We start from the raw sequence: 18,936 nt of genomic DNA on the forward strand, positions 1-18,936 counted from the left end.
CGTTGTGCGATCGCGCCATGACCACACCCCCTTCCCTGCGCGAACTCTTCGACGCCGTCGTCGACCTCGACCCGACCGCGCGTCGCCGCCATCTCGACGCCTGCTGCCCGCCCGGTCTGCGTGCCGAGCTCGAAGCCATGCTGGCGGCCGATGCCGAAGCGCACGACGGTCCCACCTCGTCGCGCATCGGTGAGCTCGCCGCAGGCCTGAGCGACGATGTGCCCGTGCTTCCGCCGACCGCCGGTACGCGCATCGGTCCGTTCGAGGTCCTCGGCCTGCTCGGCGAAGGCGGCTACTCGACCGTGCTGCACGCGGCCCGCGACGTCGGCGGCGCGCGCCAGGAGGTCGCGCTCAAGCTGCTGAGCCGCAGCCTGCACAGCCCCGAGGCGCAACGCCAGTTCCGCCGCGAGCAGCAGGCCCTGCTCGCGCTTCGGCACCCCAACATCGCGCGCCTCATCGAAGGCGGCGTCACCGACACCGGCCAGCCGTACATCGCGCTCGAGCTCGTGCAAGGCCGCGACATCGTCGAACACGCGAGTGCGCACGCCCTCGACCTGCGCGCCCGCCTGCGCCTGTTCGTGGTCGCCTGCCGTGCCGTGGACGCCGCGCATCGCGCGCTGATCGTGCACCGCGACCTCAAGCCATCCAACGTGTTCGTTGCCGACGACGGCGAGGTCAAGCTGCTCGACTTCGGCATCGCCAAGCTGCTCGAGGCCGACGAGGATGTCACCCATACGATGCTGCCCGCATTCACGCCGGCGTACGCGGCGCCCGAACAACGCGACGGCGGCGCGATCACGACAGCGACCGACGTCTACGCGCTCGGCGTGCTGCTCGGCGAGCTGCTGACCGGCGAGCGCGTCAACGACGGCACCGGCCGCACGCCGTCGAGCCGCATCAGTGCGACCGGCGGTGACGGCAGTCCGACGCCGGTCACGCGCCGCCAGTTGCGCGGCGACCTCGACACGATCGTCATGAAGGCGCTTGCCGAGGAACCCGAGCGCCGCTACGCCTCGGCCGGCACGTTCGCCGACGACATCGAGCGCCTGCTCGCGGGACAACCCGTCGTCGCACATCCGCCGTCGCGCTGGTATCGCACCCGCAAGTTCGTCTCGCGGCACAAGGGCGGCGTCATCACGACCGCCGCGCTGCTGCTCGCCGTGTTCGCCTCCCTCGGCGCTGCGTTGTGGCAGGCCGGGGTCGCGCAACGCGAGGCCGCGCGAGCACGCGCCGAGAACCGCTTCATCGCCGGATTGTTCTCCCCCCTGCGAACCGGCGTGCAGGAAGGCGAGATGCCCACGGTGCGCCAGCTTCTCGACGCCGGGGTGGCACAGCTCAACACGGAATTCGCCGATGACGATGCCGCCATAGCCGACCTCGCGACGCTGTTCTCGCGCGTGCATATCGAGATCGGCGCGAAGGATGTCGCCCTCGATCTCGCGACGCGCGCCTACGACCATGCGCGCGCCGCATGGGGCGAGCGCGATGCGCGCACCTGGATGGCCCTCGCGCGCCGCGGCGAGGCCGCCTATTTCCTCGATCGCTTCGGCGATGCCGTCGCCGACCTCGAGCGCGCGACCGCGGGCATGCGTGCCGCGCGATCGCTCGACGATTCGTACGCGTTCGCCCTCTCCTACCTCGGCCTCGCCTACTCGAAGACCGGTCGCGCACCGGAAGCCGTGGACGCGCTCCTGAAGGCGCACGCGATGCTGGAAGCCTCGGGACGCGACGAGGTCGCCACCGTGATGAACCATCTCGGTGGCGCCTACATGGCCGACGGCGACGCCGGGCGCTCGCTCGAATGGCGGCAACGTGCCTACGACTGGCATGTCGCACGCGGCGCCGGCGAGAACCGCTCGGCGCTGACCGTCCTCGGCAACATCGCGCGCGTCAAGTACGGCATGGGGCGCTGGCGCGAAGCCGGTGCCGATCTCGATCGACTGATCCCGCTGCGCGACAAGGTGGTCGGGGGCAGCCTCGGTACCTGGTCGTTCTCGACGCAGGCCTGCTCCGTCGCGTTCTGGCGGTGGCAGCTCGACAAGGCGCAGGCCTGGTGCGACCGCGCGATGGCCGAAGCCGAACGCGAAGCCGGATCGGTGCGTCCACGCGCGATCGTGCTGGGCTTCCGAGCGTCGCTGCGCGCACGCCAGGGCGATTACGCGCAGGCGCGTGCCGACCAGGCGGAATCACGACGCCTGCTGTCCACGATCGAAGGCAATTACAAGGACGCGCTGCAGTCGATGGGCGTCGACGAATCGGAGATGGTACGGATCGAGGGTACGCCGTCTGCCTTCATCGACGTGTCGGCATCGTTGCTGCCGGCACCCGACGACGAAGCGAAGAGCGTCGCCGGCTCCACGCTGCTGCTGGCCCGTTTCGCGCTCGCCTGCGCACAGGTCGAGACGGCTCCGGAAGCTTGCGGGAACGATGCCGCGGTACGCGCCGAACGCCTGCTCACCCAGCTTCGCGCGGAACATCCGTACCGCCTGCCTGCCATCACCGCTCTCGTACTGCGTGCGCTGCACCTCGGTGCCACACCCGATGCGGTCGAGAGGATGCAGACCGCGATCGACGCGTCACGCGCCGAGCTCGACGACGACCATCCGTGGATCGCGGAAGCGCAGTCGGCGCTCGCGACCGCAGCCGATGCAAACGGCGACGACGCCCTGGCGCGGGAAGCTCGCGCGGAAAGCTTGCGCATCGCACAGCGCCTGCCGCCCTCCCATCCGCTGCGGGCCTATCTGACACGCAGCGGCTGACGACATGGCCGACACCCGCACATCGAGACCGGCTGTCACACACGCGGAACGGATGCGCACATGACACGGAATCGTTCCAACCGGCGTTCCACGCAGAAGCCACCATGACGCCCCACGACCCCGCCCTGCTGCGCACCTTGTTCGATGCCGTCGTCGACCTCGACGCCGTCGAACGCCGACATCATCTCGACGTGCACTGTCCGCCTTCGCTGCGTGATGACGTCGAGGCGATGCTCGACGCCGACGCCGAAGCGCACGACGGTCCGTCGTCAATGCGCATCGGCCAGATCGCCGCAGGCCTGAGCGATGCGCCCGTGCTGCCGCCGGGCGCCGGCACGCGCATCGGCCCGTTCGAGGTCGTCGGCCTGCTCGGCGAAGGCGGCTACTCGACCGTGCTGCATGCGCGGCGCGATGTCGCCGGCGCACGCCAGGACGTTGCCCTCAAGCTGCTCCGGCGCAGCCTGCACAGCCCCGAGGCGCAGCGCCAGTTCCGCCGCGAGCAGCAGGCCCTGCTCGCGCTTCGGCACCCCAACATCGCGCGCCTCATCGAAGGCGGCGTCACGCCCGAGGGCCAGCCCTACATCGCGCTCGAGCTCGTGCAGGGCCGCGATATCGTCGAATACGCGAAGATCCACGCTCTCGACCTGCGCGCGCGCCTGCGCCTGTTCGTGGTCGCCTGCCGTGCCGTGGACGCCGCGCATCGCGCGCTCATCGTGCACCGCGACCTCAAGCCATCCAACGTGTTCGTTGCCGACGACGGCGAGGTCAAGCTGCTCGACTTCGGCATCGCCAAGCTGCTCGAGGCCGACGAGGATGTCACCCATACGATGCTGCCCGCATTCACGCCGGCGTACGCGGCGCCCGAACAACGCGACGGCGGCGCGATCACGACAGCGACCGACGTCTACGCGCTCGGCGTGCTGCTCGGCGAGCTGCTGACCGGCGAGCGCGTCAACGACGGCACCGGCCGCACGCCGTCGAGCCGCATCAGTGCGACCGGCGGTGACGGCAGTCCGACGCCGGTCACGCGCCGCCAGCTGCGTGGCGATCTCGACACGATCGTCATGAAGGCGCTCGCCGACGAGCCCGAGCGCCGCTACGCCTCGGCCGGCACGTTCGCCGACGACATCGAGCGCCTGCTCGCGGGACAACCCGTCGTCGCGCACCCGCCGTCGCGCTGGTACCGCACGCGCAAGTTCGTCGCACGCCACAAGGGTGGCGTCGCGACGACGCTCGCGTTCCTGCTCGCGATCCTCGCCTCGCTGGGCCTCGCGCTGTGGCAGGCGCATGTCGCCCGCGAGCAGGCCCGCCTCGCGCACGCACACGCCGCACGCGCCGAGACCGTGCGCCAGTTCCTCGTCGGTGTGTTCGAGCAGGCCAGCCCGGACAGCTCGGGCGGCAAGCCGATCAGCGCACGCGACCTGCTCGCCAAGGGCGAGCAGCAGGCCGCGACCGCGCTGCGCGGCGAACCCGAGCTAGAGGCCGACGTGCTTGCATTGCTCGGCCAGCTCCATATCGAGATCGGCGATTTCAAGGTCGCCCGCGATCTCCTGCAGCGCGCGCTCGACATGAGCGAAGCACCCGCCTTCGCGAGCGACGTGCGCGTGCGCACGCTGACCGGCATGGCGCGCATCGACGGCGAGACCGGCGCGCACGACGAGGCGATCGCGCATGCGCGCGAAGCACTCGCGCTGATCAACGAGAACGATTCGCCGGCGGCAGCCGACATCGCCAACGCGCACGAGATGATCGCGAACGCGTTGATCTCCAAGGGCGAGCTGACCGGTGTCGAGGCCATGCTGCGCACCAACCTCGCCCGCGACGAGGCCGCGCTCGGCAGACGCCACGAGTACGTCGCGGACCAATGGCTGCTGCTCGGCGCGATGCTCGGCGAACAAGGCCGCTTCGACGAATCCGAGGAAGCGTTCGCCCACGCGATCGACGGCTTCCGCGAGGGCTTCGGCGAGAACAGCAATCGACTCGCGCACGCGCTGAACGAGTACAGCAACATGCTCGTCGACAAGGGCGATCTCGCGAAAGCCGAAGGCATCCTCCAGCGTTCGCTGGCGATCCGCGTCGCGACGGTCGGCCCCGATCACCACGATGCCCTGACGGTCGAGGCCAACCTCATCTACATCGCGGAGATGCAGGGCCGCTTCGCCGAGGCGCTGCCTCGCCGCAAGGCCAACCTCGAGCGCGGCCTCCGCGCGGGTGCGCTGCACGACCGCAACATCGTCACGTTGTGGAACGCGATCGGCCGCGACCATCGCGAACTGGGACAGTTCGAGGAGGCTTTCACCGCGCTGGAAAAGGCCATCGAGATCTCGACGCGCTCGCAGGGTCCGCGCAACAGCTGGCTCATCAACTCGTACTCGATCCTCGGCCCCGCGCAGATGCTCGGCGGGCGACTCGACGATGCCGAGCACACCGCCCGCGAAGGCCTGTCGATCAGCCTGGCGTCGCAGCCCGAGGGATCGGCGACGACCGCCGTGCTGCGCGCCCTGCTCGGAACCGTGCTGCTGCGCCAGCATCGCATCGAGGAGGCCCGCGCCGAACTCGAACTCGCCTCGGCACCCTTCCTCGTCGCGCCGGGGTCCGCGAGCACGCTGGCACCCACGACCTTGTCGGCACTGAGCGAAGTCCAGTCGGCGGGTGGCGACAGTGCCGGGGCGCTCGCTACCGCCGAGATCGCCGTGGCGGCGGGGCGCAAAGTGTTTGCGCCCGGCCAGCCTCAGCTCGGCGCGACCTTGTTCGCGCTCGGACGCGCACAGCTCGGTTCCGGCGATGCCGCTGCCGCCGTGACGAGCCTGCGCGAAGCCCTCGCGGTGCGCAGTCCACCGTATCCGCCAGCCGATCCACGCGTACTCGAAGCCAAGGTGCTCCTCGCAGCAGCGCTCAGGCGCGCAGGCCATGCGGACGAGGCACGCGACCTGACCGCGTCGATCCGCGCGCAGGTCGATGCCTCGCCATCCGCGTACGCGCGGGAGCTCGAACGCGAATTCGAAGAATGAGTGCGACCTCGCGCGACGGCGTGCCTGCGGCGCGAGCGACAGCGCATCGTGAAGCGCGCGGCCGGATCCACGCAGCCGCATCCTCGCGGAGAGCCGATCACGCGATCGTCTCTCGTCCGATGCCATCCGGTCGATGGCCTGCCCTTCAACGGTGACCCGGAGCGATGCCATGACGACGATGGATCCGGCCAGGCTGCGCGCCCTGTTCGACGCGGCCGTCGATCTCGACGCGGCCGCGCGTCGCGTCCACCTCGATGCGCACTGCCCTCCGGAGCTGCGCGCCGAGCTCGAAGCCATGCTCGCCGCCGACGCCGAGACGCACGACGGACCTTCGCCGGCGCGCATCGACCGGCTCGCCGACTTCCTCTCCGACACCCATATGCCGACGCCCGCCGCCGGCACGCGCATCGGTCCGTTCGAGATCGTCGGCCCGCTCGGCGAAGGCGGCTTCGCGATGGTCCTGCACGCCCGTCGCGATATCGGTGGCGCGCGCCAGGAGGTCGCCCTCAAGCTGCTGCGGCGAAGCCTGCACAGCCCCGAGGCACAGCGCCAGTTCCGCCGCGAGCAGCAGGCCCTGCTCGCCCTGCAGCATCCCAACATCGCACGCCTCATCGAAGGTGGCGTGACCAACGCAGGCCAGCCGTACCTCGCACTCGAGCTCGTGCATGGCAGCGACATCGTCGAGCACGCGAAGGCGCGTGCACTCGACCTGCGCGCCCGCCTGCGCCTGTTCGTCGTGACCTGCCGCGCGGTCGATGCCGCACACCGGGCATTGATTGTGCATCGCGACCTCAAGCCTTCCAACGTGTTCGTCGCCGACGACGGCGAGGTCAAGCTGCTCGATTTCGGCATCGCCAAGCTGCTCGAGGCCGACGAGGATGTCACCCGCACCCTTCTTCCCGCGTTCACCACCGCGTATGCCGCTCCCGAGCAACGCCGCAACGGCGTGATCACGACCGCGACCGACGTCTACGCGCTCGGCGTCGTGCTCGGCGAGCTGCTGACCGGCGAGCGCGTCAACGACGGAAGCGGCCGCACGCCGTCGAGCCGCGTGAGTGCGACGGGTGGTGACGGCAGCCCCACGCCGGTCACGCGCCGCCAGCTGCGCGGCGACCTCGACACGATCGTCATGAAGGCGCTCGCTGACGAGCCCGAGCGTCGCTACGCCTCGGCCGGTGCGTTCTCCGACGATGTCGACCGCCTGCTCGCGGGGCAACCCGTCGTCGCGCACCCGCCGTCGCGCTGGTACCGCACGCGCAAGTTCGTCACGCGCCACAAGGGTGGCGTCGCGACGACGGCCGCGTTCCTGCTCGCGATCCTCGCCTCGCTCGGCCTCGCGCTGTGGCAGGCCCGCGTAGCCCGCGAGGAGGCCCAACGCGCCAACCAGCAGACACAGCGCGCCGAGGCCGTGCGCGATTTCATGGTCGGCCTGTTCGATGCCGCCCAGCCCGAAGTCCCGCGCGAGAAGCGTCCGGGCATCGAGGAGATCGTCGACGAAGCCTCCGACCGCATGCTCGCCGACGCCAGGCTTCCGCCCGCGACGCGGCTCGACCTGCTGCTCGCCCTCGCGCGCGTGACGCAGTCGCTCGGATCGGCGCCGCGGACGCACGCGCTGCTGGATCGCGCGCAAGCGGATGTCGACACGCTGAAGCTCCCCGCCGACTCGGATCCCGCACGCCGACTCGGCGTGTTGCGCGCGGAAGCGTGGCTGGCCGAATCGAACCCCGCCGCCGTACGCGAACGGCTCGGAGCGTCCCGCACGGCAATCGCGTCACACGGCGACATGCTCGCCGTCGCCACGTTGAGCGCGCTGGCGAGCGCCGAAGCCGGCGACAACGACATCGAGGCGGCACGCCGCACCTATGCCGACGCGAGGAACATCGCCGCGACACTGGGCGAGGACGCCGTACGAGGCGTCGACATCGCCGAGGCCGAAAGCCTCGCCCTGTCGCAGCGGTTCGGCGAAGCACTCGCGCTCGCGAACACGACACGCGAGCGCTGGACGGCCGCCGGCGCACCACCCGATCGCGGCATGATCGGCCTGCTGCTGACGACCGCGAACGCGTCCTCGGCCACGGGCAACGTCGAGCAGGCCGATGCCGCCTACCGCGAGGCGATCGCGCTCGCCGAGCGTGTTTACGCACGCCCGCATCCGGAAACCGCCTGGGCGGTCGGGGTCTACGGCAGCTTCCTCGTCTCCAAGGCCCATTACGGCGAGGCCGAGCCCTACATCGAGCGCGCGCTCGCGATGCGGCGCAGCCTGCTCGGCGAGACGCACCCGGACACGCTCAACGCGTTCGCTGCACTCGGCCGCCTGCGCGCGGGACAACGACGCCACGCCGAGGCGCGCCGCGCCTTCGAGGAGGGCATCGCGAACTGCGAGACCGGTGGCGTTCGCCACCCCGTATGCCCGCGCCTGCTCGGCTCGCTCTCGCAGATCCTCATGGACGCCGGCGAAGTCGAACAGGCGCAAGCGTTCGCCACGCGCGCCGTCGAGGAACAGGAGAAGCTGTCCGGCGACGACGGCCCGCAACTCGTCTCGCCGCTGCAGTTCCTCGCCCGCGTCGAGATCCGCCGCGATCGCCACGACGACGTCCTGCGCACGACCGACCGCATCCTCGCGATCGCGGCGAAGAACGGCAGCCTCGCCTCGAAGGACGTGCGCAGTGCGCGCTTCTACCGCGCGACGGCACTCGATGCGGTCGGTCGCCACGACGAGGCGCTCGCGCTGATCCTCGAGGTCGTCGCCGAACAGCGCGCGAAGACGCCGGACGAGAAGACGACACTGTTCTCGATGCTCGCCCTGCAGGCGCGCGCGCTCGCCCGTGCGGGACGCATCGACGAGGCCAAAGCCGCCGCCGACGAAGCCCTCGCGATCGACCCGAGGCCATCCGGCGTTGCCCCGGCCACGCTCGTCGAGCTGCAGCGCCTCGCCGGGCGTGTCGGCGACGGCTGAACCACGAGTCCCGACAGGACGCATCCGACTCGCCTCCGGCGGCGTCCGCTGCCGGGCGTTCACGCAAGGTCATCGCATGCCGGCTGTCCATCACGACCAGCCGTGACGAGGGCCTCGATGTCCGCGACGCGCCCGTTCCCGCCGATGGCAGCGTCAGCCACCGGACGGCGTTTCTCTCGGCTGAGCCACTGCCGAGAGGATTCCATGGACACGCCGACCGCCCGCCGGAAGCCGTTCATCACGCACCCGGCCATCGCCTTTTCCGTTGCCTGCGCACTCCACGGCGCACCCGCCTTCGCCGCCACGTACATCGTCGGAACCGGCAGCGGCTGCACCCATTCCACGCTGGCGTCCGCGATCACCGCTGCCGAATCCAGCCCCGGCCCCGATACGATCCGCCTCACGCGCAGCATCGCGTACACGCAGGTCGCCGCGACGATCACGACGTCCCAGCAGCTCGACCTCGTCGGCGGGTTCGCGACCTGTGCGCAGGCCGAACCCGACGGGCCGCTCACCGTGCTCGATGGCGCCGGAGGCGCGACCGAACCGGTGCTGCGCATCACGGGCAACACGGGCGCGGTCGTGCGGCTGGCCTCGCTGACGATCCGCGGCGGCGACGAGGACGGCACCGGCTACGGCGGCGGCATCTACTTCCGCGGCGACGGCACGCTCGAGGTCCAGCACACGGCGATCGCCCAGAACACCGCGGGTTACGGCGGCGGCATCTACGCCGAGGGACTGGGCCCCGACGCGAGGCTCGTGATCGGGGCCGACGTGAGCATCGCCTCGAACACGGCGCGCTACAGCGGCGGCGGTGTCTATGTCGAAGGCATGCGCATGAGCATGACCGAACCCGGCAGCGTGATGTTGCTCAACAGGGCGATGGGCACCACCGTCGGAGGCGTGCTGGCGGGCGGCTACGGCGGTGGACTGATGGTGCTGAGCGGAACGCACCCTGCCGTCGCGACGCTGGGCTCCACGGGACCCGGTCATATCGGCGTGCTCTACGAGAACGAGGCCGTCTACGGCGGTGGAGCCGCCGTGGTCGTCGCGGACGACGACCATGCAGAAGCGCGTATCGTGATCGGCGGCAACGATCCGGACCATGGGGTGGGCATCGTCCGGAACACCGCGTCACTCGGCGGCGGACTCTACGCCCGGCCTTACTGCACCACCGTCGGAGGATGCGTCAGCGCGCTTGTCAATGCGCGGAACTTCGCCATCTCCGAGAACACGGCTGCCGACGGCGCTGCCATCTACCTCGCCGAGGACGAGGCCACGATCGGAAGCCGCGGCGCATGGATGTTCTCGGTGACGTCGCAAGGATTGGGCATCTGTCCGGCCGGGCGTCCCTGCGGCGAGATCAACCGCAACGAGGCATCCGCCAGTGGCGCCGTCATCCGCATGCGCGGCAAGACATGGCTGGTCCTCGGCGAGGTCGCGGTCGGCGCCCAGGTGAGGTGGGGCACCGTCATGAAGGGCAACCGTGGCCAGCGGCTGCTCTACGCGAGCGACAACGATACGCGACTGAAGCTCGACAACATCCTGATCGCCGACAACGTGGTCGGCCAGGAGCTGATTCGCCATGCCGGCGAAGACGCGTCCGAGTTCATCCTGCGCAGCGTCACGATCGCCGGCAACCAGATCGGCGCGGGACATGTGCTCGCCAAGCACGAGCGCACGACGATCGGAGCGTCCCTGATCTGGCAGCCGGGCAAGACGACGCTGCAGTCCAACGGCGGGTCGCTCGATGTCGCCCAGGTCATCGCCTCCGAGGTCGCCAGCCTCGCCGCGGGACCCGAGGCGGTCGTGGCCGAGCCGCGATTCACCGATCCCGCACGCGGCGACTACACGTTGCGGGCCGCATCCCCGGCCGTGGATGCCGCGATACCGACGACAGACATCGTGCGTGACGCGCTCGGCAATCCCCGTGACGTCGACCTGCCGGTCAAGCTCAACTCGCGTGGCTCGCGCGACATCGGTGCGTTCGAGCGGCAGGCGCTATATCCGCTCGTGCTCAACGGCGACTTCGACGCCGACATGAACCTGTGGACCGAGGTCTTCAGCGGCGTGTCGTCGTGGACGAACGAGCAGAACACGGTCGGCGCGACCGGTTCGGGATCGATCAAGGTCAGCCAGACCAACGTCGCCTACGGCCAGGCGATCCGCGGTCGCCGGCAGTGTATCCACCTGCCCGGCCCCGGCCTCTACGCGCTCAACGGCTACGGCCGCGGCACCGGCAACTTCACGGTGCCGGGCGACATCGCACAGCTGAACTGGGAATACCGGCGCAACGGCGGCGAAGCCTGCAACCAGGGCGCGCCGACGAGCAGCGGCACGCTCGTGCTGTCGAGCAGCGGGAGCTGGTCGCGCGCGTTCGCGCCGGCGCGCATCGCCGTCACGCCGGCGGAGTGGATGTACGTGAGCTCGATCAGCGTCGAGCTCGTCGGCGTCGAGAGCGGCGTCTCGGGCAGTCCACGCACGACGAACACCTGGTTCGACGGCATCACGCTCGAGATCGAGGGTTCGGACACGCTGTTCAGGACCGGCTTCGATCCCTGAGTGAACCCGCGTGGCAGGTTTTCGTACCGGACGGCGTTGACCCCTCCGGTACACACCTTGCCCCGGAGGTTCCGATGTCGTCCGACCGAGTCCGCGCCGCATTGATCCGTGTCCTTCCCCTGGTATTCGCCGGCGCCCTGCTCGTTCCGGACGAGGCACGCTCGGCCACCTACGTGGTAGGTACCGGCACCGGCTGCACGCACCCGAGCCTCACGGCAGCGCTCGCCACGGTCGCCGCGACACCGGGTTCCCACGTGATCCGCGTGACCCGATCCATCGCGCACCTGCAGATGGCCGTGTCGCTGACGACCGGTCAGACGCTCGACATCATGGGCGGATTCGAGACCTGCGCGCAGACCGCACCGGACACGACGCCGACCATCCTCGACGGTGCGGGCGGCGCCACGGATCCGGTCATGCGGATCACGGTCAACACGGGCGGCATCGTGCGCCTAGATCGGCTCACGATCAGGAACGGCGACGAAGACGGAAACGGCTACGGCGGCGGCATCTACTTCCGTGGCGACGGCGTGCTCGAGATCCAGCGCAGCAACATCACGAACAACACCGCTGGCTACGGCGGTGGCATCTACGCCGAAGGCCTGGGTGAGTCCGCGCTGCTCAGGATCGGCGCCGACGTCTACATCGGGTCCAACACCGCGCGGCTGAGCGGTGGCGGCATCTACGTCGAAGCCATGAAGATGGAGATGCGCTCGCCGCGCAGCATGCTCGCCGTGAACAAGGCGCTCGGCAGCGGCACCCAGGGCGGCTACGGTGGCGGCCTCATGCTCCTGTCCGGCTCACGACTCACCGAGGCCCGCATCGATACGACCGGGCAAGGCAACATCGGGGCGATCTTCGACAACGAGGCGCGTTACGGCGGAGGCGTCGCCGTGTTCGCGAGAGAGAGCGGTGACGCAGACGTCCAGTTGGTCGTCGGCAGCACCGACCCGTCGTTCGCGGCCGGGATTCGCGGAAACCTCGCGTCGAGGGCGGGCGGAGGCCTCTACGTGAAGTCGAACGGCAGTGGGTTCTCGTCCGTGACACTGGCTGAGGCCTATCTCCGGAATGTCGCCCTCGTGGAGAACGTGGCACCTGACGGCGCGGCTGCCTATCTGGACGAAGAAGGTGACTGGGGCGGACGCCTCAGTCTGAATACCAACAGTTTCGCGAGCGGCTCCCACGGATCCTGCACGGTGGGAAGACCGTGCGGAGAGGTCTCGAGGAACAGTACCCATGACGGCGTCAATCCGACGAGCGGCGCGATCATCCGTCTGACGGAAAGAGCATCCGTCAACGTCAACGGACGCTATATCAACCTCGTCAACAGTGGACTGCTCATGCAGGACAACCAGGGAGGCCGACTGATCTACGCGAGCGATGCCAATGGCGGCATCTTCCTGCGCAATGTGGTCGTCAGCGGAAACCAGATGAGCCAGGAACTCATCCGGTCGGCCGGGGAAAGCGAATCCAGCGTCTACATGAACGCCGTCACGATCGCGGGCAATGCCATCGGCGCCGGGCACGTTCTCGCCAAGTACGACACGGCAATACTCGACAGCACGATCGTGTGGCAACCCGGCAAGACCACGCTCCAGGACAACGGGGGATCACTGGTCGTGCGATCCGTACTCGCCTCCGAAGTCGGCAGCCTCGGTGGCGGTGCGAGCGCTCTTGTACGCGATCCGCGCTTCATCGACCCCGAGCGTGGCGACTACCGGCTACGCGCGGCGTCCCCCGCGATCGATGCTGCGCTGATCGACGACGGCATGGAGGGTGACGTGCTGGGCAACCTGCGCAACCGCGACATCGCGTCGATCCCGAACGGCGAAGGCCCACGCGACATCGGCGCATACGAGGTGCAGTTCCTGCCCGCCCTCGTCCAGAACCCGGACTTCGACATCGACCTGCATCAATGGAGCACGGTGACGCCGGGCGTGACCACACGCGACGCGCTCAATACCACCGGCGCGACAGGCTCCGGATCGGCCAAGATCACGCAGACCAATGTCGCCTACGGCCAGGCCATCCGTGGCATCCGCCAATGCGTGCACCTGCCGGGTCCGGGCCTCTACGCGATCAACGGCTCCGGGCGCGGTACCGGCAATGTCACGACGGGTGGCGATGTCGCACAGATCCACTGGGAATACCGCCGCAACGGTGGTGAATCCTGCACACAGGGCGTGGCGACGCTGAGTGGTGTGCACGCGCTGTCGAACTCGAGCTTCTGGTCACGCCCGGCGAACCCCGCGCTCGTCTCGGTCGAGCCCACCGAGTGGAACAGCAACACCTCGATCACCGTCACGCTGGTCGCGGTCGAGAGCGGCGTGTCGGGCGAGCCGCGCACGACCAGTGCATGGTTCGACGGCGTGCGTGTCGAGCGTGCGAGCGACGACACGATCTTCAGGAACGGCTTCGACTGAGCGGTGTGCGGCATCGGCATCACTCGTGAACGGGTGATGCCATCACCTTCATCGGCACTCGACGGCGGCGCCTGACGCTCCGCTGGGTGACGTGCCGCGCATGAAACCGAACGTCCGACGTTTCCCGCAACCGACACCGCGTCGCACTTGCGTCGTGTGTATCGCGCGTCCGCATCGTGACGACGCGACCACGCGACGTCGGCGCACGCATCACGCGAACGTCGAAACCTGCGTGGCAGGATCCCGCGCGGGACAGCGTTGCCCGGAAGCTGTTCCCAAGCACCGAGGTTCTCATGGACGTTTCATCCCTCCGCGCTTCCCCGGAGGTCCGTCTGCTCGCACTCGCCCTCGTCGCCGGCGCATGCCCTGTCACCGACGTCGTCGCCGCGACCTTCACCGTCGGCACGGGCACCGGTTGCTCGCACTCGACGTTCGCCGATGCGATCACCGCCGCCGAGAACAGCGCCGGCGCCGACACGATCCGCCTCACGCGCAGCATCGCCTACAACCAGGTCTCCGCGGTCATCGCGACCTCGCAGGAGCTCACCATCACGGGCGGCTTCGACACATGCACGCAGGCCACCTCCGACGGCATCCTGACCGTACTCGACGGTGCCGGTGGCGCGGCGACGTCGGTGCTGCGCATCACCGGCAACACGGGCGCGATCATCAAGCTGGAATCGTTGACGATCCGCAACGGCGATGTCGGCGGCACCGGCTACGGCGGCGGCGTCTACTTCCGCGGCGACGGCATCCTCGAGATCCAGCGCAGCGCGATCACCAACAACGTCGCAGGCTACGGCGGCGGCATCTACGCCGAAGGACTCGGCTCGAATGCCGAGCTCGTGATCGGCACGAACGTCTCGATCGTCGGCAACACTGCGCGCTACAGCGGTGGCGGCGTCTATGTCGAAGCGCTCGAGATGACGATGGTCGATCCCGGCAGCACGATCTTCAACAACGAGGCGACCGGCACGGGCTCCGACGGCGGCTACGGTGGTGGTCTCATGGTCCTGAGCGGCAGTCATGCCGCGGTCGCCACGATCGGTACAACAGGCCCCAACAACTTCGGCGCGATCCACAGCAATCGCGCTCGCTACGGCGGTGGCGGCGCGGTAGTGGCGGCAGAAACCGACGACGTGGAGGCCAGCATCGTCATTGCGGGCACGGATCCGAACCATTGGGTCGGCATCCGCGGGAACGCAGCCACCGTCGTGGGCGGAGGCTTCTACGCACAGTCGGCAGATGGAACCTTTGGCTCCATCACGACGGCTGATCTCAAGCTCCGAAACTTCTCCTTGTCGGAAAACGCCGCACCTGACGGTGCTGCGATCTATCTGCAGCAGGACGGCATCTGGGGTGGGCGTGTCTTCTTCACGCAGAGCATGGGCGGCGGGCAGTGTCCGGTTGGACGTGCTTGCGGCGAGATCAGCCGCAACCAGGCGTGGAACGGCACGCAACTGACCGACGGTGCGATCGTTCATCTCAGGCCGGAAACGCTGGTGTCCTTCGGTGAGTTCTACGGTTCGGCTGCCGTGCCCTCGCGATCGGGCATCGAAATGCGCGAGAACCGCGGTGGCCGACTGTTCTACGCGAGCGGCAACAACACCGTCATCCGTCTCGACAACATCGTCATGACCGACAATCAGCTCAGCCAGGAGCTCATACGTCACGCGGGTGAAGACGCGTCCGCTTTCAGGTTGCGCAACGTCACGATCGCCGGCAACACGATCGGTGCATCACACGTCCTCTCGAAGTTCGACCAGACCGAAATCGACGCCTCGATCATCTGGCAACCCGGCAAGACCACGCTGCAGAACAACGGCGGCACGCTCGCCGTGACGCAGGTGATCGCCTCCGAAGTCGGCAGCCTCAACGCAGGTCCCGAGGCCTACGTCGCCAACCCGCGCTTCACCGATCCGGCGCGCGGCGACTACTCGATCCGCGCCGCTTCACCGGCCGTCGACGGTGCAGGGGCTTCGCCGTTGGTCCTCGGTGACGTGCTCGGCCTGCCGCGCAACATCGACCTCGACTCCGCCGCGTTCTCGCGCGGCCCGCGCGACATCGGCGCCTACGAGCGGCAGTCGCTCGAGCCGCTCGTGCTCAACGCCGACTTCGACGCCGACCTCAACCTGTGGACCGAGATCTTCACCGGCGTGTCGTCGTGGACCAACCAGCAGAATGCGACCGGTGCGACCGGTTCCGGATCGGTCCACGTCACCCAGACCAACGTCGCGATCAACCAGGAGATCCGCGGCCGCCAGCAGTGCGTGCACCTGCCCGGCCCCGGCACCTACGCACTGAACGGATCGGGCCGCGGCACCGGCAACATCACCGTGCCCGGCGACGTCGCGCAGTTGAACTGGGAGTACCGCCGCAACGGCGGCGAAGCCTGCACCGACGGCACGCCGACGACGACGGGAACCTTGATGCTGTCCAATCGCGCATCCTGGTCACGCGCCGCCGCACCCGCGCGCGTCACGGTGACACCTGCGGACTGGACCTTCGGCAGCTCGATCACGATCAGGCTCGTCGGCGTCGAGAACGGCGTGTCCGGCAGCCCGCGCACGACGAATGCGTGGTTCGACGGCATCACGCTCGTGCGTGAACCGACCGACGTGATCTTCCGCAACGGCTTCGATCCCTGATCGACGAGGCAACCGCCACGCGTGCGTCGCGACACGCACGCGTGGCAGCCCATCGCTTCGGTTGGCGTTACTCGCTGATGCACTCCCAGCAGCGAGGTTCCCATGGACGATTCCTTCACCCGCGCACGTGGCGCGGCCCGCGTGCTCCTGCTCGCCCTCACGGGCAGCACGCTTCCGGCGACACCTGCCCTCGCCGCGGTCTTCACCGTCGGCACGGGCACCGGCTGCTCGCATTCCACGTTCGCCGATGCAATCACCGCGGCCGAGAACGGCGCCGGTCCCGACACGATCCGCCTTACGCGCAGCATCGCCTACAACCAGGTCTCGGCCGTCATCACGACGTCTCAGGAGCTCACCATCACCGGCGGCTTCGACACATGCACGCAGGCGACCTCCGACGGCATTCCGACCGTGCTCGATGGCGCGGGCGGCTCGGCCACGTCCGTACTGCGCATCACCGGCAATTCCGGCGCGATCATACGACTCGATACGCTCACGATCCGCAACGGCGATGTCGGCGGCACCGGCTACGGCGGCGGCGTCTACTTTCGCGGCAACGGCATCCTCGAGGTCCAGCGCAGCGCGATCTCGAACAACATCGCGGGCTACGGTGGCGGCATCTACGCCGAAGGGCTTGGCGGAAACGCCGAACTCGTGATCGGCGAGAACGTCTCGATCGTCGCCAACACCGCGCGCTACAGCGGCGGCGGCGTGTACGTCGAGGCGCTCGAGATGACGATGATCGATCCCGGCAGCGTGATGCTCAACAACGAGGCCACGGGTGTCGGTGTCGAGGGCGGCTATGGCGGTGGATTGATGGTGTTGAGCGGCGACTTCACCGCCGTCGCCACACTGGGCACGACAGGGCCGAACAATCTCGGCGTCCTCTACGGCAATCGTGCACGCTACGGCGGTGGCGCCGCGGTGGTCGCCGCCGAAGGGGGCGACGCGAACGCGGAAATCGTCGTCGCCGGAACATCCCAGGACCATCGGGTCGGCATACGCGGCAACACCGGCTCCGAGCTGGGCGGCGGCATTTACGCGCGCTCCGCGGGTTCGACGCGAGCCGACGTCAGGCTGCGCAACTTCGCCGTGTCCAACAACCTGTCCCCGGACGGCGCAGCCATCTACCTGGCGGGTCAGGGCGATTCGGGAAGCCGCCTGTTCGCCGTCCCCGGTGCGGGCGCGGGCCTCTGCCCGATCGGACGAGCCTGTGGCGAAATCAGCGGCAACGACGCCATCAACGGCAGCACGTTGACCACGGGTGCGACCGTCCATCTGCGCGGCGACACGACGGTCGTCATGGGTCAGCTCACGGGCGGCACGCCCGCAGACTCGGGTGTGATCATGCGAGGCAATCGTGGCGGGCGCGTGATCTACGCGAGCCAGAACGACACCGCGATCATCCTCGACAACGTCGTCATCACGGACAACCAGTTGAGCCAGGAAGTCATCCGTCACGCCGGTGAAGGCAATTCATCGTTCCGGCTGCGCAACGTCACGATCGCCGGCAACGGCATCGGAGCGGGACACGTGATCGCGAAGTTCGCGACCACCGTGATCAACGGTTCGATCATCTGGCAGCCCGGCAAGACGACGCTGCAGTCGAATGGCGGCTCGCTCACCGTGGGGCAATCCATCGCCTCGGAGGTCGCCAGCCTCAATGCGGGACCCGATGCCTACGCCGCGAATCCGCGCTTCACCGACCCGGCACGTGGCGACTACACCGTCCGCGCGGCATCGCCCGCGATCGACGGTGCGATCGCGACCATATCGGTGGTCGGCGATGTACTCGGCCTGCCGCGCGACATCGATCTCGACTCCGCCGCGTTCTCGCGTGGCCCGCGCGACATCGGCGCCTACGAGCGTCAGTCGCTCGAACCGCTCGTGCTCAATGCCGATTTCGATGCCGACCTCAACCTGTGGACCGAGATCTTCACCGGCGTGTCGTCGTGGACCAACCAGCAGAACGCAGCCGGTGCGACCGGGTCAGGATCGGTCCACGTCACCCAGACCAACGTCGCCGTCAACCAGGAGATCCGCGGTCGCCGGCAGTGCATCCACCTGCCCGGCCCCGGCACGTACGCGCTCAACGGCTGGGGACGCGGTACCGGCAGTGCAGTCGTACCGGGCGACATCGCGCAGCTGAACTGGGAGTACCGCAACAACGGCGGCGAAGCGTGTACCGATGGCGCAGCGACCCTCTCGGGCAGCCTCGCACTTTCGAACAGCCCATCGTGGTCCAAGGCCTTCGCACCGGCCCGTATCACCGTGACGCCGGCGCAATGGACGAACATGAGTTCGATCACGATCAGCCTCGTCGGTGTCGAGTCCGGCATACAGGGCAATCCACGCACCACCAACGCGTGGTTCGACGGCATCACGCTCGTGCGCGAACCCAGCGACGTGATCTTCCGCAACGGCTTCGATCCCTGACATCCACCGCCACGCGTGTGCCGGGAGGCGCACGCGTGGCGGGTGGCCTCCGCACGTCGCCAACGGCGTCGATCCCCGATCGATGCCCCTCATGGACGCGGGCGCCTGCGAGCGCCCGCGTCCTGCCCTCCCTCGGCAACC

7 protein-coding genes are annotated in these 18,936 nt (G+C 68.9%); all 7 read left to right on the forward strand.

Going from position 1 to position 18,936, the window contains the following annotated elements; translation table 11 throughout:
* Positions 1 to 17: 17 nt before the first annotated feature.
* Positions 18 to 2,759, forward strand: coding sequence for a protein kinase domain-containing protein (locus ACQQ2N_RS18950; protein WP_440223134.1), 2,742 nt, complete (start codon positions 18 to 20; stop codon positions 2,757 to 2,759).
* Between the two features lie 104 nt (positions 2,760 to 2,863).
* Positions 2,864 to 5,770 (forward strand): tetratricopeptide repeat protein, encoded by a 2,907-nt coding sequence (locus ACQQ2N_RS18955; RefSeq protein ID WP_440223135.1) that lies wholly within the window; start codon positions 2,864 to 2,866, stop codon positions 5,768 to 5,770.
* Between the two features lie 169 nt (positions 5,771 to 5,939).
* Positions 5,940 to 8,726 carry a protein kinase domain-containing protein gene (locus ACQQ2N_RS18960; RefSeq protein WP_440223136.1) on the forward strand — a complete coding sequence of 929 codons (2,787 nt, stop codon included), beginning with the start codon at positions 5,940 to 5,942 and terminating at the stop codon, positions 8,724 to 8,726.
* Positions 8,727 to 8,930: 204 nt separating this feature from the next.
* A complete protein-coding gene (locus tag ACQQ2N_RS18965; RefSeq protein WP_440223137.1) occupies positions 8,931 to 11,288 on the forward strand; it encodes a hypothetical protein in 2,358 nt (785 codons plus the stop codon).
* Between the two features lie 74 nt (positions 11,289 to 11,362).
* On the forward strand, positions 11,363 to 13,711 hold the full coding sequence (locus ACQQ2N_RS18970; protein ID WP_440223138.1) for a hypothetical protein: 2,349 nt from the start codon (positions 11,363 to 11,365) through the stop codon (positions 13,709 to 13,711).
* A 293-nt stretch (positions 13,712 to 14,004) separates the two neighbouring features.
* Entirely contained in the window at positions 14,005 to 16,359 is a 2,355-nt protein-coding gene (locus tag ACQQ2N_RS18975) for a hypothetical protein (RefSeq protein WP_440223139.1), read from the forward strand.
* Positions 16,360 to 16,461: 102 nt separating this feature from the next.
* Positions 16,462 to 18,795, forward strand: a complete 2,334-nt coding sequence (locus ACQQ2N_RS18980) for a hypothetical protein (protein WP_440223140.1) — start codon at positions 16,462 to 16,464, stop codon at positions 18,793 to 18,795.
* Positions 18,796 to 18,936: the final 141 nt, after the last annotated feature.

The sequence above is a fragment of the Dokdonella aquatica genome (assembly GCF_051987395.1).
In the GTDB taxonomy this organism is placed as follows: domain Bacteria; phylum Pseudomonadota; class Gammaproteobacteria; order Xanthomonadales; family Rhodanobacteraceae; genus Dokdonella.